Origin of the sequence: Pseudomonas citronellolis, assembly GCF_900112375.1 — a bacterium.
GTDB classification, from domain to species: Bacteria; Pseudomonadota; Gammaproteobacteria; order Pseudomonadales; family Pseudomonadaceae; genus Pseudomonas; species Pseudomonas citronellolis.
The window spans coordinates 1-20,837 of the sequence record NZ_FOLS01000024.1 but is presented as its reverse complement, the minus strand read 5'-3'; the positions used below and the strand labels follow the sequence as shown (position 1 = coordinate 20,837).

General features: G+C 68.0%; 19 protein-coding genes. 16 read left to right on the top strand and 3 right to left on the bottom strand.

Annotated features, from left to right (window positions below; genetic code table 11):
- Positions 1–9 precede the first annotated feature (9 nt).
- The 13 genes from BM060_RS21350 to BM060_RS21290 all read left to right on the top strand — a co-directional run bounded on the left by BM060_RS21350 (position 10) and on the right by BM060_RS21290 (position 16,141).
- On the top strand, positions 10–2,814 hold the full coding sequence (locus tag BM060_RS21350) for a hybrid sensor histidine kinase/response regulator (protein ID WP_074982772.1): 2,805 nt from the start codon (positions 10–12) through the stop codon (positions 2,812–2,814).
- Positions 2,815–3,284: 470 nt separating this feature from the next.
- Positions 3,285–3,881 (top strand): MarC family protein, encoded by a 597-nt coding sequence (gene tspR / locus BM060_RS21345; protein WP_074982771.1) that lies wholly within the window; start codon positions 3,285–3,287, stop codon positions 3,879–3,881.
- A gap of 273 nt (positions 3,882–4,154) precedes the next feature.
- The gene (gene urtA / locus BM060_RS21340) at positions 4,155–5,423 is read left to right on the top strand and encodes an urea ABC transporter substrate-binding protein (RefSeq protein WP_074982769.1); all 1,269 of its coding nucleotides are present in this window, start codon (positions 4,155–4,157) and stop codon (positions 5,421–5,423) included.
- A 139-nt stretch (positions 5,424–5,562) separates the two neighbouring features.
- A complete protein-coding gene (urtB, locus tag BM060_RS21335; RefSeq protein ID WP_074982766.1) occupies positions 5,563–7,152 on the top strand; it encodes an urea ABC transporter permease subunit UrtB in 1,590 nt (529 codons plus the stop codon).
- Positions 7,153–7,300: 148 nt separating this feature from the next.
- Positions 7,301–8,380 carry an urea ABC transporter permease subunit UrtC gene (gene urtC / locus BM060_RS21330; protein WP_074982764.1) on the top strand — a complete coding sequence of 360 codons (1,080 nt, stop codon included), beginning with the start codon at positions 7,301–7,303 and terminating at the stop codon, positions 8,378–8,380.
- Complete coding sequence (urtD, locus tag BM060_RS21325; RefSeq protein ID WP_134163336.1) at positions 8,377–9,222, top strand: urea ABC transporter ATP-binding protein UrtD; 846 nt, start codon at positions 8,377–8,379, stop codon at positions 9,220–9,222. Before urtC ends, urtD begins: the two co-directional genes overlap by 4 nt.
- A gap of 309 nt (positions 9,223–9,531) precedes the next feature.
- Positions 9,532–10,230 (top strand): urea ABC transporter ATP-binding subunit UrtE, encoded by a 699-nt coding sequence (gene urtE / locus BM060_RS21320; RefSeq protein WP_074982761.1) that lies wholly within the window; start codon positions 9,532–9,534, stop codon positions 10,228–10,230.
- A 288-nt stretch (positions 10,231–10,518) separates the two neighbouring features.
- Positions 10,519–11,352: an urease accessory protein UreD gene (locus BM060_RS21315; RefSeq protein WP_074982759.1), complete on the top strand. Its 834-nt coding sequence runs from the start codon at positions 10,519–10,521 to the stop codon at positions 11,350–11,352.
- A gap of 1 nt (position 11,353) precedes the next feature.
- On the top strand, positions 11,354–11,656 hold the full coding sequence (locus BM060_RS21310; RefSeq protein ID WP_043268703.1) for an urease subunit gamma: 303 nt from the start codon (positions 11,354–11,356) through the stop codon (positions 11,654–11,656).
- A 43-nt stretch (positions 11,657–11,699) separates the two neighbouring features.
- A complete protein-coding gene (locus BM060_RS21305; protein ID WP_074982757.1) occupies positions 11,700–12,206 on the top strand; it encodes a GNAT family N-acetyltransferase in 507 nt (168 codons plus the stop codon).
- A gap of 150 nt (positions 12,207–12,356) precedes the next feature.
- A complete protein-coding gene (locus BM060_RS21300) occupies positions 12,357–12,662 on the top strand; it encodes an urease subunit beta (protein ID WP_074982755.1) in 306 nt (101 codons plus the stop codon).
- Between the two features lie 109 nt (positions 12,663–12,771).
- Positions 12,772–14,472 carry an urease subunit alpha gene (gene ureC / locus BM060_RS21295; RefSeq protein WP_074982753.1) on the top strand — a complete coding sequence of 567 codons (1,701 nt, stop codon included), beginning with the start codon at positions 12,772–12,774 and terminating at the stop codon, positions 14,470–14,472.
- A gap of 421 nt (positions 14,473–14,893) precedes the next feature.
- Positions 14,894–16,141 carry a substrate-binding protein gene (locus BM060_RS21290; RefSeq protein ID WP_074982750.1) on the top strand — a complete coding sequence of 416 codons (1,248 nt, stop codon included), beginning with the start codon at positions 14,894–14,896 and terminating at the stop codon, positions 16,139–16,141.
- A 6-nt stretch (positions 16,142–16,147) separates the two neighbouring features.
- On the opposite strand, the gene BM060_RS21285 is transcribed toward BM060_RS21290, so the two are convergent.
- Entirely contained in the window at positions 16,148–16,411 is a 264-nt protein-coding gene (locus BM060_RS21285) for a DksA/TraR family C4-type zinc finger protein (RefSeq protein ID WP_043318848.1), read from the bottom strand.
- Positions 16,412–16,567: 156 nt separating this feature from the next.
- Between BM060_RS21285 and BM060_RS21280 the strand changes: the two genes are divergently transcribed.
- Both BM060_RS21280 and BM060_RS21275 read left to right on the top strand, forming a co-directional pair.
- Positions 16,568–17,239, top strand: coding sequence for a hypothetical protein (locus tag BM060_RS21280; RefSeq protein WP_074982747.1), 672 nt, complete (start codon positions 16,568–16,570; stop codon positions 17,237–17,239).
- Between the two features lie 99 nt (positions 17,240–17,338).
- Entirely contained in the window at positions 17,339–17,995 is a 657-nt protein-coding gene (locus BM060_RS21275; protein ID WP_074982745.1) for a hypothetical protein, read from the top strand.
- Positions 17,996–18,001: 6 nt separating this feature from the next.
- Here BM060_RS21275 and BM060_RS21270 read toward each other — a convergent pair whose 3' ends face one another.
- Positions 18,002–18,865, bottom strand: coding sequence for an isocitrate lyase/PEP mutase family protein (locus tag BM060_RS21270; protein WP_009613347.1), 864 nt, complete (start codon positions 18,863–18,865; stop codon positions 18,002–18,004).
- 216 nt (positions 18,866–19,081) lie between these two features.
- Between BM060_RS21270 and BM060_RS21265 the strand changes: the two genes are divergently transcribed.
- Positions 19,082–20,347, top strand: coding sequence for an Hsp70 family protein (locus BM060_RS21265; RefSeq protein WP_074982743.1), 1,266 nt, complete (start codon positions 19,082–19,084; stop codon positions 20,345–20,347).
- A gap of 159 nt (positions 20,348–20,506) precedes the next feature.
- On the opposite strand, the gene BM060_RS21260 is transcribed toward BM060_RS21265, so the two are convergent.
- Positions 20,507–20,837, bottom strand: a 331-nt coding sequence (locus tag BM060_RS21260) for an integrase core domain-containing protein (RefSeq protein ID WP_143096599.1), incomplete at its 5' end; no start/stop codon positions are given.

Below are 20,837 nucleotides of genomic sequence, written 5' to 3'. Positions count from 1 at the left end.
GAATTCGCCGTGCGCCGGCTCTGGAACGCCACAGGACTCTTGGTCTGCCTGCTGCTGACCGCCCTGCTCGCCGGCCCGGGCCTCGCCCAGGCGCAGGATGCCGGCGGTTGGTCGCAGTTGCACGACGGCGAAGGCCGCCTGCAGTTGCAGGACGTCCTCTCCGCACGCCTGCGCCCGCTGTTCAGCCCCCTCGACATCGAAGACCTGCACGCCCCCGCCGGCCCCGGCGCCATCTGGCTGCACTACCGCCTGCCCGCCAGCGACGCACCGCGCCAGCTGCGCCTGTTCTCGCCGAGCCTGGACAGCCTGCAGCTCTACCTGCTGCACGGCTCGCAGCTGCTGGAAGAACGCCAGGCCGGCAACCTCTACCCCGGCCAGCGCCCGCTGCTCAACAGCGACATCCTGCTGCCGCTGCGCAGCAGCCCCGAAGTCCTCGACCTCTACCTGCGCCTGAGCTCCAGCCAGAGCCTGCGCCCCACCATCAGCCTGGAAAGCACCGAATACCCCGCCGGCCAGCAGCGCCCGCTGCAGTTCGGCATCCTCCTCGGCTGCCTGGGCATGCTGCTGCTCTACAACCTGGTGCGCTTCGCCTACAACCGCGTGCTCAGCGGCCTGTGGCTGGCCGGGGTGCACGCCGGGCTGCTGCTGGCCTGCCTGACGCTGTTCGGCCTGCTCAGCCCCTGGTACGGCACGCACCAGACCTGGCAGCCGCTGACCGCCCAGCTGGCCCTGCTGCTGGTGCTGTGCTGCGCCCTGGGCTACACCGCCAGCTTCTTCCACGACCAGCCGCCGCGCCGCCCGCTGGGCCGCCTGCTGGCCCTGGGCAGCCTCGGCCTGCTCGGCCTCGGCGCGCTGCTGCACCTGGCCCTGGACATCCCCACCGGCGAGCTGCTCTATGGCCTGGTGGCGATCACCAGCCTGGGCATGTTCCTCATCGCCGCCTACTACATGCGCCACGGCTACCGCCCGGCGCGCCTGTTCGTCGTCGCCACCGGCCTGTTCGTCAGCGCCTGGCTGCTGTCCCTGCCGGCCCTGCTCGGCTACGTGCCCACGCGCAGCGACTGGCTCGGCAGTGCGCTGCTGGGGCTGACCGCGGCGGCCGGCTTCCTGCTCAGCCTGGCCCTGGCCGAGCGCCAGCGCCAACTGCAGCAGGAGAGCTTCGACGCCAGCCGCAAGCGCGCCGCCAGCAGCGCCGAGCTCAAGGCCAAGGGCGAGTTCCTGGCGAAGATCAGCCACGAAATCCGCACCCCCATGAACGGCGTGCTGGGCATGACCGAGCTGCTGCTCGGCACGCCGCTGTCGGCCAAGCAGCGCGACTACGTGCAGACCATCCACAGCGCCGGCAACGAGCTGCTGGCGCTGATCAACGAAATCCTCGACATCTCCAAGCTGGAGTCCGGGCAGATCGAGCTGGACGAGGTGCAGTTCGACCTGGGCGCGCTGATCGAGGACTGCCTGGCGATCTTCCGGGTGCGCGCCGAGCAGCAGAAGATCGAGCTGATCAGCTTCACCCAGCCGCAGGTGCCACGGGTGATCAGCGGCGACCCGACGCGCCTGCGCCAGGTGCTGCTGAGCCTGCTGGACAACGCCTTCAAGCAGACCGAGGAAGGCGAAATCCTCCTGGTGGTGGCCCTCGACGGCCCGCCGGGCAAGACGCGCCTGCGCATCGCCGTGCAGGACAGCGGCCGCCCGCTGGACCCCAACGACCGCCAGGCCCTGCTCACCGCCGAGCTGCACAGCCGCGACTTCCTCTCCGCCACCCGCCTGAGCAGCCGCCTGGGCCTGGTGATCGCGCGCCAGCTGATCCAGCTGATGTCCGGCCAATTGGGCATCGAAAGTGGCCTGGACAGCGGCGGCGACAGCGGCAACACCCTGTGGCTGAGCCTGCCGCTGGACCAGGACATGCTCGAACACCCCACCGCCGACCTCGACAGCCCGCTGCAGGGCGCGCGCCTGCTGGTGGTGGACGACAACCAGACCTGCCGCAAGGTGGTGGTGCAGCAGTGCAGCGTCTGGGGCATGAACGTCAGCGCCGTGGCTTCCGGCAAGGAGGCCCTGGCCCTGCTGCGCACCAAGGCGCACCTGCGCGAATACTTCGACGTGGTCCTGCTCGACCAGGACATGCCCGGCATGACCGGCATGCAACTGGCGACCAAGATCCAGGAAGACCCCAACCTCAACCACGACATCCTGCTGATCATGCTCACCGGCATCAGCAACGCGCCGAGCAAGATCATCGCCCGCAACGCCGGGATCAAGCGCATCCTGGCCAAGCCGGTGGCCGGCTACACGCTCAAGGCCACCCTTGCCGACGAACTGGCCCAGCGCGGCCCCAGCGGCGTGACCAACTACCTGCCGGCGGCCGCCGAACCCACGCCGCTGAGCCCGCCCAGCGACTTCCGCGTGCTGGTGGCCGAGGACAACAGCATCTCCACCAAGGTCATCCGCGGCATGCTCGGCAAGCTCGACCTGCAGCCGGACACCGCCAGCAACGGCGAGGAAGCCCTGGCCGCGATGAAGGCCACCCAGTACGACCTGGTGCTGATGGACTGCGAGATGCCGGTGCTCGACGGCTTCTCCGCCACCGAGCGCCTGCGCGCCTGGGAAGCCAGCGAACACCGCCCGCACACCCCGGTGGTGGCGCTCACCGCGCACATCCTCAGCGAACACAAGGAACGCGCCCGCCTGGTCGGCATGGACGGGCACATGGCCAAGCCGGTGGAACTGTCGCAACTGCGCGAACTGGTGGCCTACTGGGTAGCCGAGCGCGAACGCCGCCTGCGCCAGCAGAGCGACGCGGCGCTGCCGTCCTGACGCCCATCACGGCGCCGAGGTGCTTTTCGTAGGATGGGTTGAGCTTGCGAAACCCATCGGGCCACGTTGATGGGTATCGCTTCGCTCAACCGCATCCTACGGGCGTTGTGTTTGCCGGGGGATGTAGGAGCGGACTCCGTCCGCGATGGGCAAGGCCCAGGCACCGCCCTATGCACTTTCCCGCTTTTCCGCTTTTCGTAGGAGCGAGCTTGCTCGCGAACGGGGTTTCCAGGCGGCTTAGGTGTTTCGAGTTGACCTCGCCCCAGCCCTCTCCCTGAAGGGAGAGGGCTGGGGCGAGGGAAAGGAGCCGAGCCAATACACCAACGTCACCGGTGAACACCCTTCGCGAGCAAGCTCGCTCCTACAAATAACAACCCCCGCCGAAACCCGCCCCCAGGCAATGACCCCCCCCCCCCCGCCCGCTATGCTTCTGCCCCAGCAGAGCCATCTCACCCGGACGAGATTCCCCCATGCATGTGCTGTTCAGCGTGTACCTGAAGATGCTGGTGCTCTACAGCCCCTTCTTCGTGCTTTCCTGCTTCATCAGCCTCAGCCGCGGCTTCGCCCCGCGCGATCGCAAGCACATGGCCTGGCGCGTGGCCCTGGCGGCGCTGGTCGCCAGCGTGCTGCTGTACCTGTTCGGGCGCTACATCTTCACCCTCTTCGGCATCACCGCCGATGCCTTCCGCATCGGCGCCGGCAGCGTGCTGTTCATCTCCGCCCTGGGCATGGCCCAGGGGCGCTCGGCGGTGCAGAGCGACAACGTGCAGCAGGACGTCACCATCGTCCCGCTGACCATCCCCATCACCGTCGGCCCCGGCACCATAGGCGCGCTGCTGGTGATGGGCGTCGGCCAGCACTGGGAGGACAAGCTGCTGGCGCTGCTGGCGATCTTCCTCGCCTGCCTCACCCTCGGCGTCACCCTCTACCTGTCCGACCGCATCGAGCGGATGCTCGGCGAGCAGGGCCTGCAGATCGTCAGCCGGCTGATGGGCCTGTTCGTCTGCGCGCTGGCCGCGCAGATCATCATGACCGGCGTGCGCGGCTACTTCCTGCCCGCGCCCTGAGCGCGGCGTCACGCGACGGCGCGCCCCAATTGGGGGCGAATCGTCCGCGCACCACGCCGACGCACCAGAATGGCGCCCCGAAAACCCTGACCGAAACGGCAGAAAGTCCCGCGCAGGCCTTCTGGCACAGGGCTTTGCGCTGCTTGGCACGGATGCTGCGATAGACCTCCCGACCCGCAGGGGTCCCCTACCCATTTCGGGAGGCTGCACAGGCGACGGCCCAGAATCCGCCCGGCACCCTCCCAGGTACTGGAAGCCAAGGAGGCTGCCGCGATGAAACGTCGTCCCCTGTTGAAAAGCACCCTGGCGGTGAGCGCGCTGCTGCTCACCGGCCTGTTCCCCTTCAGCTCCCAGGCCGCCGAGACCATCAAGGTCGGCATCCTGCATTCGCTGTCCGGCACCATGGCCATCTCCGAGACCTCGCTCAAGGACATGGCGCTGATGACCATCGACGAAATCAACGCCAAGGGCGGGGTGAACGGCAAGAAGCTGGAGCCGGTGGTGGTCGACCCGGCGTCGAACTGGCCGCTGTTCGCCGAGAAGGCCCGCCAGTTGCTGACCCAGGACAAGGTCGCGGTGGTCTTCGGCTGCTGGACCAGCGTCTCGCGCAAATCCGTGCTGCCGGTGTTCGAGGAACTCAACGGCCTGCTGTTCTACCCGGTACAGTACGAGGGCGAGGAAATGTCGCCCAACGTCTTCTACACCGGCGCCGCGCCGAACCAGCAGGCCATCCCCGCGGTGGAATACCTGATGAGCGAGGACGGCGGCGCCGCCAAGCGCTTCTTCCTGCTCGGCACCGACTACGTCTACCCGCGCACCACCAACAAGATCCTGCGCGCCTTCCTGCACAGCAAGGGCGTGGCCGACAAGGACATCCTGGAGGTCTACACGCCGTTCGGCCACAGCGACTACCAGACCATCGTCGCCGACATCAAGAAGTTCTCCGCCGGCGGCAAGACCGCGGTGATCTCCACCGTCAACGGCGATTCCAACGTGCCCTTCTACAAGGAACTGGCCAACCAGGGCCTGGAAGCCACCGAAGTGCCGGTGGTGGCCTTCTCGGTGGGCGAGGAAGAACTGCGCGGCATCGACACCAAGCCGCTGGTGGGCAACCTGGCGGCGTGGAACTACTTCGAGTCGGTGAAGAACCCGCAGAACGAGAAGTTCGTCGCCGACTGGAAGGCCTACGCCAAGGCGAAGAACCTGCCGAACTACGCCACCGCCGTGACCAACGACCCGATGGAAGCCACCTACGTCGGCATCCACATGTGGGCCCAGGCCGTGGAGAAGGCCGGCAGCACCGACGTCGACAAGGTCCGCGAAGCCATGGGCGGGCAGACCTTCAAGGCGCCCTCGGGCTTCACCCTGACCATGGACAAGACCAACCACCACCTGCACAAGCCGGTGATGATCGGCGAAATCCAGGACGACGGGCAGTTCAACGTGGTCTGGAAAACCCCCGAGCCGATCCGCGCCCAGCCCTGGAGCCCGTTCATCCCGGGCAACGACAAGAAGCCGGACTATGCGGTGAAGAGCAACTGAGTGCCGCTGTGAACAACCCTCCCCCCACCGGGAGAGGGGAAGTCCCGGTCAGGCTCCGCTCGGCCCCCTCTCCCTTCAGGGAGAGGGTTGGGGAGAGGGGCTTCGAACCGGCCACGGCAAGTCGCTCAGGAACCACGCCATGCCCACTGCCCGCTTCACCCGCCTGCTCCACGCCTGCGCCCTGGCGCTGGCCACGCTCCTCGCCCTGCCCACCCACGCCGGCCCGGCGCAGGACTTCGCCGCCGCCGACAACGAAGCGCGCGGCAAACTGCTCGAACAATGGGCCACGACCCCGGACGCCGAGCGCCTGACGCTGCTCGAAGCGCTCCAGGCCGGCCGCTTCGCCGTCGACGCGCAGAACCACGCCTTCCTCCTCGGCGACGACAAGCAATACCACCCCGCCGAAGGCGACCTCGCCGCCGCCGGCGAACCCGACAAGCTGCGCCTGAACAACCGCCTGCGCGGCCTGCTCAACACCGCGCTGGCCAGCCACCAGCTGGTCGCCAGGGACCCGGCCGCGCGCCTGGACGCCGCGCGGCAGCTGCAGAAGAGCGCCAAGCCGGCGCAGCGCGAGCTGCTCGCCCAGCGCGCCGGCGCCGAAACCGACGACAAGGTGAAGGCCGCCCTGCAACTGGCCCTGGCCAACCTGCAACTGGCCGACGCCGACCCACAGGTGCGCCTGGCCGCCGTGCGCCTGCTCGGCGATTCCGGCGACCCGCTGGCCCTGACCCGCCTGCAGAACCTGCTCGACCCGGCCGTGGAAGCCGACGAGCAGGTGCGCACCGCCGCCGCCACCAGCCTGGCCCAGGTCAAGCGCCGGCTGCAGGTCGGCGACCTGCTCGGGCAGGCCTTCAGTGGCCTGTCGCTGGGCTCCATCCTGCTGCTCGCGGCGCTTGGCCTGGCCATCACCTACGGCCTGCTCGGGGTGATCAACATGGCCCACGGCGAGATGCTCATGCTCGGCGCCTACTCCACCTACCTGGTGCAGACGCTGCTGCAACGCTTCGCCCCCGGCCTGCTGGAGTACTACCCGCTACTGGCGCTGCCGGTGGCCTTCGGCGTCACCGCGGCGATCGGCATGGCCCTGGAACGCACGGTGATCCGCCACCTCTACGGGCGCCCGCTGGAAACCCTGCTGGCCACCTGGGGCATCAGCCTGGTGCTGATCCAGCTGGTGCGCGTGCTGTTCGGCGCGCAGAACGTCGAGGTGGCCAACCCGGCCTGGCTGTCCGGCGGCATCCAGGTGCTGCCGAACCTGGTGCTGCCGTGGAACCGCATCGTCATCATCGGCTTCGCCCTGTTCGTGCTGGCGCTCACCTGGCTGCTGCTCAACCGCACGCGGCTGGGCCTGAACGTCCGCGCGGTGACGCAGAACCGCAACATGGCGGCCTGCTGCGGCGTGCCCACCGGGCGCGTGGACATGCTCGCCTTCGGCCTCGGCTCGGGCATCGCCGGGCTCGGCGGGGTGGCCCTGTCGCAGGTCGGCAACGTCGGCCCGGACCTGGGCCAGAGCTACATCATCGACTCCTTCCTGGTGGTGGTGCTCGGCGGCGTCGGCCAGCTGGCCGGCAGCGTCTGCGCGGCCTTCGGCCTGGGCGTGGCGAACAAGATCCTCGAACCGCAGATCGGCGCGGTGCTGGGCAAGATCCTGATCCTGGCGCTGATCATCCTGTTCATCCAGAAACGCCCGCAGGGGCTGTTCGCCCTGAAAGGGAGGGTCATCGATTGATGAAAACGCCAATGCCCGAACCGACCGCTCTTCGTAGGAGCGAGGGGGGCGCCTCAGCCATTGCTCGCGAACAGCGACCGCAGCGAAGCCGTTCGCGAGCAAGCTCGCTCCTACAGGGTGCATCCGCCGACCGTGGGGAGATTTGCCCGTGAACCAACCACTCACCGTGACGGCCGCGCAGAAAGCCGGCCCGAAACTCACCGCCGGCATCGTCGTCGTGGCCCTCGTCGCGCTGCTGATCCTGCCGCTGCTGCACCTGCTGCCCGAGACCAGCGCCCTGCACCTGTCGGCCTACGGCCTGACGCTGACCGGCAAGATCCTCTGCTACGCCATAGTCGCGCTGGCCCTGGACCTGGTCTGGGGCTATGCCGGCCTGCTGTCCCTCGGCCACAGCCTGTTCTTCGCCCTGGGCGGCTACGCCATGGGCATGTACCTGATGCGCGAGGCCGCCGGCGACGGCCTGCCGGCGTTCATGACCTTCCTGTCGTGGAACGAGCTGCCCTGGTACTGGGCCGGCACCCAGCACTTCCTCTGGGCCCTGTGCCTGGTGGTGCTGGCGCCGGGGCTGCTGGCCTTCGTGTTCGGCTTCTTCGCCTTCCGCTCGCGGATCAAGGGCGTGTACTTCTCGATCATGACCCAGGCCCTGACCTTCGCCGGCATGCTGCTGTTCTTCCGCAACGAGACCGGTTTCGGCGGCAACAACGGCTTCACCAACTTCCGCAGCATCCTCGGCTTTTCGATCACCGCGCCGGGCACCCGCGCCGCGCTGTTCCTGGCCATCGTCCTGCTGCTGGCGGCCAGCCTGGCGCTGGGCTTCGCCCTGGCACGGAGCAAGTTCGGCCGGGTGCTCACCGCCCTGCGCGACGCCGAGAACCGCCTGATGTTCTGCGGCTACGACTCGCGCGGCTACAAGCTGTTCGTCTGGACCCTGAGCGCGGTGATCTGCGGCCTGGCCGGCGCCCTGTTCGTGCCGCTGGTGGGCATCATCAACCCCAGCGAGATGTCGCCCACCAACTCCATCGAAGCCGCCGTGTGGGTGGCCCTGGGCGGGCGCGGCACGCTCATCGGCCCGCTGCTCGGCGCCGGCGTGGTGAACGGCGCCAAGAGCTGGTTCACCGTGGCCTTCCCGGAGTACTGGCTGTTCTTCCTCGGCGCCCTGTTCATCGTCGTCACCCTGTACCTGCCGCGGGGCATCCTCGGGCTGATCAAGCGGGAGAAAGCGCAATGAGAGCCGTTCCCCACCTGATGCTGGAACCGGCCTTCGACCCCAGCGGCACCAGCCGCGACGCCGTCGGCCTGGGCGCCAGCGCGAGCGAAGGCCTGGACGTGCGCCACGGCACCATCCTCACCCTGGAAGACATCAACGTCAGCTTCGACGGCTTCCGCGCCCTGCGCGACCTGACGCTGTACATCGGCGTGGGCGAGCTGCGCTGCATCATCGGCCCCAACGGCGCAGGCAAGACCACGCTGATGGACGTGATCACCGGCAAGACCCGCCCCGACAGCGGCAAGGCGTACTTCGGCGAGACCTACGACCTGCAGCGCATGAGCGAGGTGGAAATCGCCCAGGCCGGCATCGGCCGCAAATTCCAGAAGCCCACGGTGTTCGAGGCGCTCTCGGTGTTCGAGAACCTGGAGCTGGCGCAGAAGGCCGACAAGTCGGTGTGGGCCAGCCTGCGGGCGAAGCTTTCCGGCGAGCAGAAGGACCGCATCGAGGAAGTGCTGGCCACCATCCGCCTGCGCGACTCGCGCAACCGCCCGGCTGGCCTGCTCTCCCACGGCCAGAAGCAGTTCCTGGAGATCGGCATGCTGCTGGTGCAGGAGCCGCAACTGCTGCTGCTCGACGAGCCGGTGGCGGGCATGACCGACGCCGAGACCGAGTTCACCGCCGAACTCTTCAAGTCCCTCGCCGGCCAGCACTCGCTGATGGTGGTGGAGCACGACATGGGCTTCGTCGGCAGCATCGCCGACCACGTCAGCGTGCTGCACCAGGGCCACGTGCTGGCCGAGGGCTCGCTGGAAGAAGTGCAGGCGAACGAGCAGGTGATCGAGGTTTATTTAGGACGATAAAAGAGTCGATAAGAGCCGATAAAAAGCGCTGGAGGCTGGACGAAAGAGCCGGTGCTTCCTCGTTCAGCCTCCAACCTTAAGCCTCCAGCGGCTTTCTCGGCTCTTATCGGTGATAAGAGCCGAGAAAAGCGCTGGAGGCTGGACGAGGGAGTCGCTTTTTCGTTCAGCCTTCAGCCTCGAGCCTCCAGCGGCTTTTAAAACCGATAAGAGCTATAAAAAGCGCTGGAGGCTGGACGAGGGAGTCGCTTTTTCGTTCAGCCTTCAGCCTTCAGCCTCGAGCCTTCAGCGGCTTTTCAAAGGATTCAAAGCATGCTCAATGTTGAAAATCTGCATCAGTTCTACGGCGGCAGCCACATCCTCCGCGGCCTGTCGTTCGACGCGAAGATCGGCGAAGTCACCTGCCTGCTCGGGCGCAACGGCGTGGGCAAGACCACCCTGCTGCGCTGCCTGATGGGCCTGGTGCCGGCGCGCGAGGGCAGCGTCAGCTGGGAGGGCAAGGCCATCACCGGCTTCAAGCCGCACCAACGGGTGCGCGCCGGCATCGCCTACGTGCCCCAGGGCCGCGAGATCTTCCCGCGGCTGAGCGTGGAGGAGAACCTGCTGATGGGCCTGTCCCGCTTCAGCGCCAGGGAAGCGAAGCAGGTGCCGGAGTTCATCTACGAACTCTTCCCGGTGCTGCGCGAGATGAAGCAACGCCGCGGCGGCGACCTCTCCGGCGGCCAGCAGCAACAGCTGGCCATCGGCCGCGCCCTGGCCAGCCGCCCGCGCCTGCTGATCCTCGACGAGCCCACCGAAGGCATCCAGCCCTCGGTGATCAAGGAGATCGGCGCGGTGATCCGCAAGCTCGCCGAACGCGGCGACATGGCCATCCTGCTGGTGGAACAGTTCTACGACTTCGCCGCCGAACTGGCCGACCAGTACCTGGTGATGGCCCGCGGCGAGATCGTCCAGCAGGGCCGCGGCGCGGACATGGAAAGCGAAGGGGTACGCGGGTTGGTCGCCATCTGAACGGATGCTGCGCTGTCTTCTGGGTTCCCGCGTTCGCGGGAATGACGGGATTGAAATCGTATTCCCCCATCGTCATTCCCGCGAACGCGGGAACCCAGTGACGTCACCACCCAGTCGCGAACCATAATGGTGCACGACACACCCCAATGCACCGCAATCGCCCCATACCTGACCACTCGGACAACCCGCCCAGCCGCATAACCCAGGCACTTCAGGGCCCACGCACTATCCTGGCGCAGAAGGCACGCCAATTGCTCTACCCAGGGCAACCCCAGCAGAACACGCCCCATGAACGCACCCGCCGCCCTCTTCCACCCCGCCTGGCACGCCGAGCTGGAGCTGGCCTACGCCCGCGTCGGCGACGGCACGCGGCCGGTCACGCGGCGCCACCTGGGGCCGCTACGGGTGCAGAAGCACCTGTACGCCGAGGGCCCGCAGGTCTGCCAGCACATCGTGGTGCACCCGCCCGGCGGCATCGCCGGCGGCGACACCCTCGCCCTCGACATCCATGCCGGCCCCGGCGCCTGGGCCCAGCTCACCAGCCCCGGCGCGGCCAAGTGGTACCGCGCCGCCACGCCGGCCAGCCAGCGCTTGCGCATCCGCGTCGAGGCCGGCGCCACCCTGGAATGGCTGCCGCAGGAAACCATCGTCTTCTCCGGCGCCCGGGCCGAGCTGCAGACCGACATCGACCTGCAGGGCGACGCCCGCCTGTTCTACTGGGACGTGGTCGCCCTCGGCCGCCCCGCCGCCGGCGAGCGCTTCGACCAGGGCCGTTTCGCCGCCACTCTGGACATCCGCCGCGACGGCCGTCGCCTGTGGCACGAACGCCAGCGCATCGACGGCGGCGAGCGCCTGCTGGACTCGCCCATCGGCCTGGCCGGGCAACCGGTCATGGCCACGCTGATCGCCAGCGGGCAGATCGACGCCGAGTTGCTGGAAGCCTGCCGCGCGCTACCCTGCCGGGGCCGCGGCAACCTCACCCAGCTACCCGGTCTGGTGGTCGCCCGCTGCCTGGCCGCCGAGGCGCTGCACGCCCGCGCCTGGCTCATCGAACTCTGGCGCGCGCTGCGGCCCGCGCTGCTCGGCCGCGAGGCCGTTCCCCCCAGAATCTGGAGCACCTGAGATGGATTTGACGCCCCGCGAGAAAGACAAGCTGCTGATCTTCACCGCCGGCCTGGTGGCCGAACGGCGCCTGGCCCGCGGCCTCAAGCTGAACCACCCGGAAGCCATCGCGCTGATCTCCGCCGCCCTGCTCGAAGGCGCCCGCGACGGCCGCACGGTGGCCGAGCTGATGCACTATGGCACCACCCTGCTCAGCCGCGAGCAGGTGATGGAAGGCGTGCCGGAGATGATCCCGGAGATCCAGGTGGAAGCCACCTTCCCCGACGGCACCAAGCTGGTCACCGTGCACCAGCCCATCGCCTGATGAGCGGCCGCTTTCGAACGAACCTGCCTGAAGGAACACCGCAATGCTGATCCGCGACGCCAACCCAACCGACCTCGGCGCCCTGCACGACATCTACAACGACGCCGTGCTCAACACCACCGCGATCTGGAACGAAGTCGCCATCGACCTCGACAACCGCCGCGCCTGGCTGGAACTGCGCGCCCAGCAGGGCTTCCCGGTGCTGGTCGCGGAAGACGCCAGCGAAGTGGTGGGCTACGCCAGCTACGGCCCCTGGCGCGCCTTCGACGGCTTCCGCGAAACCGTCGAGCACTCGGTGTACGTGCGCGCCGACCAGCGCGGCAAGGGCGTCGGCCCGCAACTGATGCAGGCGCTGATCGACCGCGCCCGCGCCCAGGGCCTGCACGTGATGGTGGCGGCCATCGAGAGCGGCAACGCCGCCTCCATCCGCCTGCACGAACGCCTGGGCTTCGCCACCACCGGGCAGATGCCGCAGGTGGGCCAGAAGTTCGGCCGCTGGCTCGACCTGACCTTCATGCAACTGATCCTCGATGCGCGGGATACGCCCTGACAAAAGACGAGAAAAGCCGCTGGAGGCTGAAGGCTGGACGAGGGCCATCGCTTTTTCGTTCAGCCTCCAGCCTCCAGCGAATCGAGGGAAGCTGCGCATGAAAAACAGTCGTCAACCCCACACCGACAGGTTCGGCCCCAGGAGCACCCCATGATCCCTGGCGAATACGACGTCCAGCCCGGCGAGATCGAACTCAACGCCGGCCGCCGCACCCTGGCCCTGACCGTGGCCAACGGCAGCGACCGGCCGATCCAGGTCGGCTCGCACTACCACTTCTACGAGACCAACGACGCCCTGCAGTTCGACCGTGAGGCCGCCCGCGGCATGCGCCTGAACATCCCCGCCGGCACCGCGGTGCGCTTCGAGCCGGGGCAGAGCCGCGAGGTGGAGTTGGTGGAGCTGGCTGGCGAGCGTCGCGTCTATGGCTTCGCCGGGCGGGTGATGGGCAATCTGTAAAGCCGATAAGAGCCGATAAGAGCGCTAGAGGCTGGACGAGGGAGTCGCTTTTTCGTTCAGCCTTAAGCCTTAAGCCTCCAGCGGCTTTTAAACCGAGAGGAAGGGAACCATGAAAATCAGCCGCCAAGCGTATGCCGACATGTTCGGCCCCACCGTCGGCGACCGCGTGCGCCTGGCCGACACCGAGCTGTGGATCGAGGTGGAGCAGGACTTCACCGTCTACGGCGAGGAAGTGAAGTTCGGCGGCGGCAAGGTCATCCGCGACGGCATGGGCCAGGGCCAGCTGCCGGCGGCCGAGGTGGTCGACACCGTCATCACCAATGCGCTGATCCTCGACCACTGGGGCATCGTCAAGGCCGACGTGGGCCTGAAGGACGGCCGCATCTCCGCCATCGGCAAGGCCGGCAACCCGGACATCCAGCCCGGCGTGACCATCGCCCTGGGCGCCAGCACCGAAGTCATCGCCGGCGAAGGCATGATCCTCACCGCCGGCGGCATCGACACGCACATCCACTTCATCTGCCCGCAGCAGATCGAAGAGGCGCTGATGAGCGGCATCACCACCATGATCGGCGGCGGCACCGGGCCCGCCACCGGCACCAACGCCACCACCTGCACCTCCGGGCCCTGGCACCTGGCGCGCATGCTCCAGGCCGCCGACGCCTTCCCGATGAACATCGGCTTCACCGGCAAGGGCAACGCCAGCCTGCCGCTGCCTCTGGAGGAACAGGTGCGCGCCGGCGCCATCGGCCTGAAGCTGCACGAGGACTGGGGCACCACCCCGGCGGCCATCGACAACTGCCTGGACGTGGCCGACCGCCTCGACGTGCAGGTGGCCATCCACACCGACACCCTCAACGAATCCGGCTTCGTCGAAACCACCCTCGCCGCCTTCAAGGGCCGCACCATCCACACCTACCACACCGAGGGCGCCGGCGGCGGCCACGCGCCGGACATCATCCGCGCCTGCGGCTTCGCCAACGTGCTGCCCAGCTCCACCAACCCGACGCGGCCGTTCACCCGCAACACCATCGACGAACACCTGGACATGCTCATGGTCTGCCACCACCTGGACCCGAGCATCGCCGAGGACGTGGCCTTCGCCGAATCGCGCATCCGCCGCGAGACCATCGCCGCCGAAGACATCCTCCACGACCTCGGCGCCTTCAGCATGATCAGCTCCGACAGCCAGGCCATGGGCCGCGTCGGCGAAGTGATCACGCGCACCTGGCAGACCGCCGACAAGATGAAGAAACAGCGCGGCGCCCTGCCCGGCGACGGCGCGCGCAACGACAACTTCCGCGCCAAGCGCTATATCGCCAAATACACCATCAACCCGGCGATCACCCATGGCGTCAGCCACGAAGTGGGCAGCATCGAAGTGGGCAAGCTGGCCGACCTGGTGCTCTGGCGCCCGGCCTTCTTCGGCGTGAAGCCGAGCCTGATCCTCAAGGGCGGCGCCATCGCCGCCAGCCTGATGGGCGACGCCAACGCCTCCATCCCCACCCCGCAGCCGGTGCACTACCGGCCGATGTTCGCCAGCTTCGGCGGCAGCCGCCACGCCACCAGCCTGACCTTCCTCAGCCAGGCCGCCTGGGAAGCCGGCCTGCATACGCGCCTGGGCCTGCACAAGGCCATCGGCGTGGTGCAGGGCTGCCGCACGGTGCAGAAGACCGACCTGATCCACAACGCCTACCTGCCGCACATCGAAGTGGACCCGCAGAACTACCAGGTACGCGCCGACGGCCAACTGCTGTGGTGCGAACCGGCCGAAGTGCTGCCCATGGCGCAGCGTTATTTCCTGTTCTGAGCACCCGCCCAGGAACACCCTCGTAGGATGGTGTTGAGCGAAGCGATACCCATCGCCACGGCCGCATGGGTTTCGCAGGCTCAACCCATCCTACGAAGGCGCCTCGGCGCAGCCTGCAAGACAGTCACACCTACGCCACAGGCGAGCACGGCCTTTCGTAGGAGCGAGCTTGCTCGCGAATGAGCCCCGCAGCGGAGTCTGTTCGCGAGCAAGCTCGCTCCTACGAAGAGCAGCTCGGTACACCACGCCATTCCCCTGCGCGCGATTCGCGGGCAGGGCCCGCTCCTACAAGCAGCTGAAATCCTCCAGGGAAATTCAGAAGACCTCCCCCACCGGCACCGTTTCGCATTTCCCCGCCGAGTCCACCCCCTACGCTGGCAGGGCCTCTGTGCCCGTCCCTCCAGAACAACAAGGACTCCCGATGAAACGACTGACCGCCACCCTGGCCCTGGCGCTGGGCCTGTGCGCCTGCGCCCAGGCCGCCAACCCCATCACCCTGGGCCTCAACTACCCCCGCACCGGCAGCTACCAGAACGAAGGCCGCGACCAGATGCGCGGCGCCCTGCTGGCCATCGACGAGATCAACGCCAACGGCGGCGTGCTCGGCCGCTCGCTGCGGCTGTCCAGCCACGACAGCGCCTCGCGCTCGAAGAAGGCCGTGGCCAACGTCGACAAGCTGGCCGACGAGGGCGCCGCCATGCTCTTCGGCGGCGCCTCCAGCGCCGTGGCCATCGCCGCCGGCAAGCGCGCCGCCGAGCGCGGGCTGCTGTACTTCGGCGCCGTCACCTACTCCAACGACACCACCGGCAAGGACGGCCACCGCTACATGTTCCGCGAGGGCATCAGCGCCTGGATGAGCGCCCGGGTGCTGGGCCAGTACCTGGCGCAGAAGCACCCGGGCAGCCGCTACTTCTACGTCACCTCCGACTACACCTGGGGCCACACCACCGAAGCCTCGCTACGCCAGGCCACCGGCACCCAGGACGGCGCCCAGCACCCCGGGCGGCGCATTCCCTTCCCCGCCGTCGGCCTGGCGCACTACCGCGACAGCCTCGCCCAGGCGGCCGCCAGCGACGTCCAGGTGCTGGTCCTGGTGCTGTTCGGCCGCGACCTGGTGCGGGCCATGCAGGTGGCCCACGACCTCGGCCTGACCAGGCGCATGCAGATAGTCGCGCCCAACCTCACCCTGAACGTGATCGAGCAGGCCGGGCCGAGCGTGATGGAGGGCGTGGTCGGCACCGAGCCCTGGACCTGGCGCGTGCCGGAACTGGAGAACAGCGCCCGCGGCAAGGCCTTCGTCAACGACTACGTGAAGCGCTACCAGAAGTACCCGTCCAGCTCCGCCGCCTCGGCCTACGGCATCGTCTACCAGTGGGCGGACGCCGTGCGGCGCGCCAACAGCCTGGACAGCGAGGCGCTGATCAGGGCGCTGGAAGGCCACCGCTACGCCCTGCTCAAGGGCGAGCAGTACTGGCGCGCGTTCGACCACCAGAACGTGCAGCGCATTTATGCGGTGAAGGTGAAGCCGCGCAGCGAAGTGCTGAAGGACCCGCTGAAGCAGGACTACTTCGAGATCATCCACCAGCTCGACGGCGACCAGGCCGCACCCAGCCTCGACGAGTGGAAGGCGGAAAGGCGCGCCGCCGGCAAGCCCCCGCAGTTGCAGTGAGGCGCCTCAGCGCAGCTGGCTGTCCTTGCTGCCGCGCCGGTTGTAGCCGGCGAAGGCCGCCTGCTCGTCGTGGGCGGCCTGGCAGTTCACGCACAGACGCACGCCGGGCACGGCCTTGCGCCGCGCCTCGGGAATGGGCGCATCGCACTCCTCGCAATGCGTCAGGCTCTCGCCGCGGGGCAACTGGCTGCGCGCCCGGGCGACTGCGTCCTCGATGGTGCTGTCGATCTGTTCCTGCACCGCGCCGTCGTTCGCCCAACCACTGGCCATGGCAACCTCCGATCAAACTTTGTACAGATTGCAGATATTGGCGCCCCGGCGGCCGATTGCAAGGGCGAAAACGCGGCGGGGTGCGCTGAAAAGCCCCTTCCCCGGGCGCCGCGCAACGAGAACAATAGCGCGCTTTCCCGCCATGGATGTTCCCCGATGCGAATCCTCCCGTCTCCTCTGCGCCACTGCCTGCCGCTGGCCCTCTGCGCCCTGCTCGGCAGCCAGGCCCAGGCCGCCGAGGCCCCCGGCGTCGAAGCCGACCTGGTCGACGCCAACCGCTACCTGCTGCTGTACAGCGCCACCGCCGACGAGCGCTTCCTCGACCGCCTGGACGCCACCGGCAAGCACCTGCAAGCGGCCCTTGCGCAACGCCAGGATGCCACCACGCTGCGCACACTCTGGGCCAGCTACGAGCAGGGCCGCCAGCAGATGCTGGCCGAGCACGCCGCCCGCAAGCTCGACCAGAACGGCGAGATGGCCCGCAGCCTGAAGCTGGCCGAGCCCCTGGACGCCTACCTGCAAGCCCACCCCCTGGCCACCCCGGGCCTGGCCGACGACCTGCGCAGCCGCGCCCTGCTCACCGCCCGCCTGGCCAACCTGCAGAAGGTCGACGGCCCGCGCGCCGAGGCCGAGGCGGCGAACGTCAAGGCCCTGGACGAGCGCATCCAGCAGCGCATCGATGCCCTGGCGAAGAGCGACCCGGCCCTGCACGACGAACTGGACAAGCGCTGGCGCTACCTGCAGGTCAGCCAGCGCAACGGCCAGCAGTTGCTCTATCCCTTCAACGCGCAGATCGAGGCCATGCTCGGCAAGCTGGCCGGCGCCTGACGGGGACCCGGAGGCGGTCTACCGCAGCTTCGGAATCGTCCGATATCCGGCGCCGGGAGGGCCGCCAAGAATGGCGGCTCCATCGCCAGGAGCCGCCCCATGCACCGCCTCGTCCTTTCCCTGCTGCTGAGCCTGCTGGCCAGCCTGCCGACCGCGGCCCTGGCCGATGACTTCGACGCCACCCTGCAGGCCGCGCAGCGCTACCTGCTGCTCTACAGCGCCACGGGGGACGAACGCTTCCTCAAGCGCCTGGAACGGCTCGACGAGGCCTTCCAGGGCCAGGTCGCCGAACAGCACAACGGCGAGACGCTGCAGGACATCTGGTCGCTCTACGGCGAAACGGTGGCGCAGGTGGAAAGCGGCTACGAACAGAGCGGCCCGGCGCTACGCCAGGCGCTGGCCCAGGCCCTGGAAGTCTCGGCGCTACTGCAGGAATTCCGCCTCCAGCCCGGCGCCACGCCGGGGGATGCGACCCTGGCGGCCAACCTGCAGCGCCTGGCCCTGCTGCAGGCCAAGCGGGCCAACCACCGCCTGCTGGGGGAAGACACCGACACCCTGCGCGAGGCCATCGCCGACCTGCAGCAGACCATCGAGACGCAGTTCGCCGCCCTGCCGGCCAGCGTCGAAGGCGAAGCGATGCGCGCCCGCTGGCGCTACCTGCGGCTGACCGAGCGCCCGGCCGGTACCCTGCTCTACCCGTTCAACGCCCAGGTCGAGTACCTGCTGGAGAAGCTCGGCGAGAACGGGGAAGCCTGAAAGGCCCTACTCCTTCACTTCCATGTATTCCCTGGCGAAGATCTGGTACTCCTCCGGCAGGGTGTACTTCTTCGCCAGCTCCGAGGCTGTCAGGTCGGAGGCATCCACGCCGCGCTGCTCGCGCAGGCAGTCGTAGGTCGCCTTGATGGCGGCGAAGTAGGCGGCATGGCCGTCCACCACGATGCGCACACCGAGCTTGGCCAGGCGCTTGTCGTCGTGCAGCTTCGGGTTGCCGTAGGACACCAGCATCAGCGGCACGCTCAGGTGCCGGGCGATGGCCTCCAGGTGCTCGAAGTCGCGGATGCCGACCATGCAGATGCCGTCGGCGCCAGCGGCCTGGTAGGCCAGGGTGCGGCGGATCACGTCGTCCACCTCGATCACCTCGGCGTTGGTCCGCGCGATGATCGCCATCTCCTGGTCCACCCGCGCCTCCAGCGCCGCGCGGATCTTGCCCACGCCCTCCTCCACCGGGATCAGGTCGGTGGACTTGCGGCCAAACTGCGCCGGCAACAGGGTGTCCTCGATGGTCAGCGCGGCCACGCCGGCACGCTCCAGCTCGACGATGGTGCGCATCACATTCAGCGCGTTGCCGTAGCCGTGGTCGGCATCGGCGATCACCGGCAGGCGCGCGACGCGGCCGATGCGGGTGGCCTGCTCGACGAACTCGCTGAGGGTGATGAGGGCGAAGTCGGGCGCCGCGAGCACTTGTAGCGAAGCTACAGAACCACCCAGGATACCGACCTCGAAGCCGAGGTCGCCGGCGATGCGCGCCGACATCGGGTCGAACACCGATGCCGTGTGGTAGCAGGAGGAAGAGTTCAGCAACGCCCGGAAACTCTGGCGTAGCTCGTGGTGGGAGGCTCTGTGCATGGCGGGATCCAACTGCGACCTGGAAGTGGGAAAGGGTTCTGCGGAATCGGCAAACTCATGTAGCAAAACTACAGGATGGCAAATGTAGCAAAACTACAAGGCCTTCCCAAGCACTCTATCGCCTCCACCGTCCAGCGGCACATGAGCCGATAGTCGAGCAGGCCCAGGCGCACTCGCGTAAACTGCGCGGCCGTTTTTTCGCCGGACCTTTCCGCCATGCTGCACTCCACTGACGCCCGCGCCCTGGGCATCGACTTCGGCACCTCCAACTCCACCGTCGGCTGGTGGCGCCCCGGAATGGAACCGCTGATCGCACTGGAAGACGGCAAGATCACCCTGCCCTCGGTGGTCTTCTTCAACACCGAGGAGCGTCGCCCGGTCTACGGCCGCCAGGCCCTGGGCGAATACCTGGAAGGCTACGAAGGGCGCCTGATGCGCTCGCTGAAAAGCCTGCTCGGCTCGCCGCTGCTCAAGAGCGAGACCACGGTGCTGGGCAGCGCCCTGCCGTTCAAGGACCTGCTCGGGCTGTTCATCGGCGAGCTGAAGAAGCGCGCCGAGGTAGTCGCCGGCCGCGAGTTCGAGGCCGTGGTGCTGGGCCGCCCGGTGTTCTTCGTCGACGACGATCCCGAGGCCGACCGCGAAGCCCAGGACACCCTGGTGGCGGTAGCGCGGAAGCTCGGCTTCAAGGACATCTCCTTCCAGTACGAGCCCCTGGCCGCGGCCTTCGACTACGAGCGCGGCATCCAGCGCGAGGAGCTGGTGCTGATCGTCGACATCGGCGGCGGCACCTCGGACTTCTCCCTGGTGCGCCTGGCCCCGGAACGCCGCGAGCAGGCCGAGCGCCAGGCCGACATCCTGGCCACCGGCGGCGTGCACATCGGCGGCACCGACTTCGACAAGCAGCTCAGCCTGCAGGGCGTGATGCCGCTGTTCGGCTACGGCAGCCGGATGAAGTCCGACGCGCTGATGCCCACCAGCTACCACCTGAACCTGGCCACCTGGCACACCATCAACGCGGTGTACGCGCAGAAGTCGCAGCTGGCGCTGAAGAACATGCGCTACGACATCGTCGACGGCACCGGCATCGACCGCCTGTTCCGCCTCATCGAACAGCGCGCCGGCCACTGGCTGGCGATGCAGGTGGAAGCCAGCAAGATCGAGCTGAGCGACAGCCAGCGCCGCGACATCGACCTGGCCCGCATCGAACCGGGCCTGGTGGCCGAGCTGACCCGCGAACTGTTCGAGGGTGCGATAGAGCCGCAACTGGAGCGCGTGCGCGCCGGCATCGGCAAGCTGCTGGGCGACGCCGACATCGACGCGGCCAAGGTCGACAGCGTGTTCTTCACCGGCGGCTCCAGCGGCGTCCCGGCCCTGCGCCAGAGCGTGGCCGCCATGCTGCCCAACGCCCGCCACGTCGACGGCGACCACTTCGGCGGGATCGGAAGTGGCTTGGCTATCGAGGCTAAAAAGCGCTACGGCTGAGAGGCTAGCTCTTCGTAGGAGCGAGCTTGCTCGCGAACCGTGCCTACCGGGGACTTTGGGGGGTGGGCTGTAGAGCGCCCTCTCCCTAACCCTCTCCCTGAAGGGAGAGGGGACCGTTCGGAGTGCGCTGATGTTTCGGCATTAGCCGGCTTGTGGTGGTCAAATAATTTCGGACACTTCGATAGGTTGTCTGGGTGGCCTGCGCTCGTAGCGGGTGGGTGGCAGATAGCCTAGGCTGGAGTGCAGGCGCACGTTGTTGTAGAAGCCGACGATGTAGTCGGCAATGTCGGTCATAGCCTCAGCATGGTTGGCGTAGTCACGTTGCCAGACCCGCTCCATTTTCAGGTTCAGGAAGAAGCGTTCCATGACCGCGTTGTCCCAGCAATTTCCCTTGCGGCTCATGCTCAAGACCAGGCCATGCCGCTTGAGCAGCGCGCGATAAACCTCGCTGGCGTACTGGCTACCACGATCCGAGTGCACGACCAGGCCT

What these genes read in the sequence shown, in the direction of transcription:
- tspR (WP_074982771.1), top strand. Translation starts at nt 3,285, where the DNA reads ATGCATGTGCTGTTCAGCGTGTACCTGAAGATGCTGGTGCTCTACAGC.
- urtA (WP_074982769.1), top strand. Translation starts at nt 4,155, where the DNA reads ATGAAACGTCGTCCCCTGTTGAAAAGCACCCTGGCGGTGAGCGCGCTG.
- urtB (WP_074982766.1), top strand. Translation starts at nt 5,563, where the DNA reads ATGCCCACTGCCCGCTTCACCCGCCTGCTCCACGCCTGCGCCCTGGCG.
- urtD (WP_134163336.1), top strand. Translation starts at nt 8,377, where the DNA reads ATGAGAGCCGTTCCCCACCTGATGCTGGAACCGGCCTTCGACCCCAGC.
- urtE (WP_074982761.1), top strand. Translation starts at nt 9,532, where the DNA reads ATGCTCAATGTTGAAAATCTGCATCAGTTCTACGGCGGCAGCCACATC.
- BM060_RS21315 (WP_074982759.1), top strand. Translation starts at nt 10,519, where the DNA reads ATGAACGCACCCGCCGCCCTCTTCCACCCCGCCTGGCACGCCGAGCTG.
- BM060_RS21310 (WP_043268703.1), top strand. Translation starts at nt 11,354, where the DNA reads ATGGATTTGACGCCCCGCGAGAAAGACAAGCTGCTGATCTTCACCGCC.
- BM060_RS21305 (WP_074982757.1), top strand. Translation starts at nt 11,700, where the DNA reads ATGCTGATCCGCGACGCCAACCCAACCGACCTCGGCGCCCTGCACGAC.
- BM060_RS21300 (WP_074982755.1), top strand. Translation starts at nt 12,357, where the DNA reads ATGATCCCTGGCGAATACGACGTCCAGCCCGGCGAGATCGAACTCAAC.
- ureC (WP_074982753.1), top strand. Translation starts at nt 12,772, where the DNA reads ATGAAAATCAGCCGCCAAGCGTATGCCGACATGTTCGGCCCCACCGTC.
- BM060_RS21290 (WP_074982750.1), top strand. Translation starts at nt 14,894, where the DNA reads ATGAAACGACTGACCGCCACCCTGGCCCTGGCGCTGGGCCTGTGCGCC.
- BM060_RS21285 (WP_043318848.1), bottom strand. Translation starts at nt 16,411, where the DNA reads ATGGCCAGTGGTTGGGCGAACGACGGCGCGGTGCAGGAACAGATCGAC.
- BM060_RS21280 (WP_074982747.1), top strand. Translation starts at nt 16,568, where the DNA reads ATGCGAATCCTCCCGTCTCCTCTGCGCCACTGCCTGCCGCTGGCCCTC.
- BM060_RS21275 (WP_074982745.1), top strand. Translation starts at nt 17,339, where the DNA reads ATGCACCGCCTCGTCCTTTCCCTGCTGCTGAGCCTGCTGGCCAGCCTG.
- BM060_RS21270 (WP_009613347.1), bottom strand. Translation starts at nt 18,865, where the DNA reads ATGCACAGAGCCTCCCACCACGAGCTACGCCAGAGTTTCCGGGCGTTG.
- BM060_RS21265 (WP_074982743.1), top strand. Translation starts at nt 19,082, where the DNA reads ATGCTGCACTCCACTGACGCCCGCGCCCTGGGCATCGACTTCGGCACC.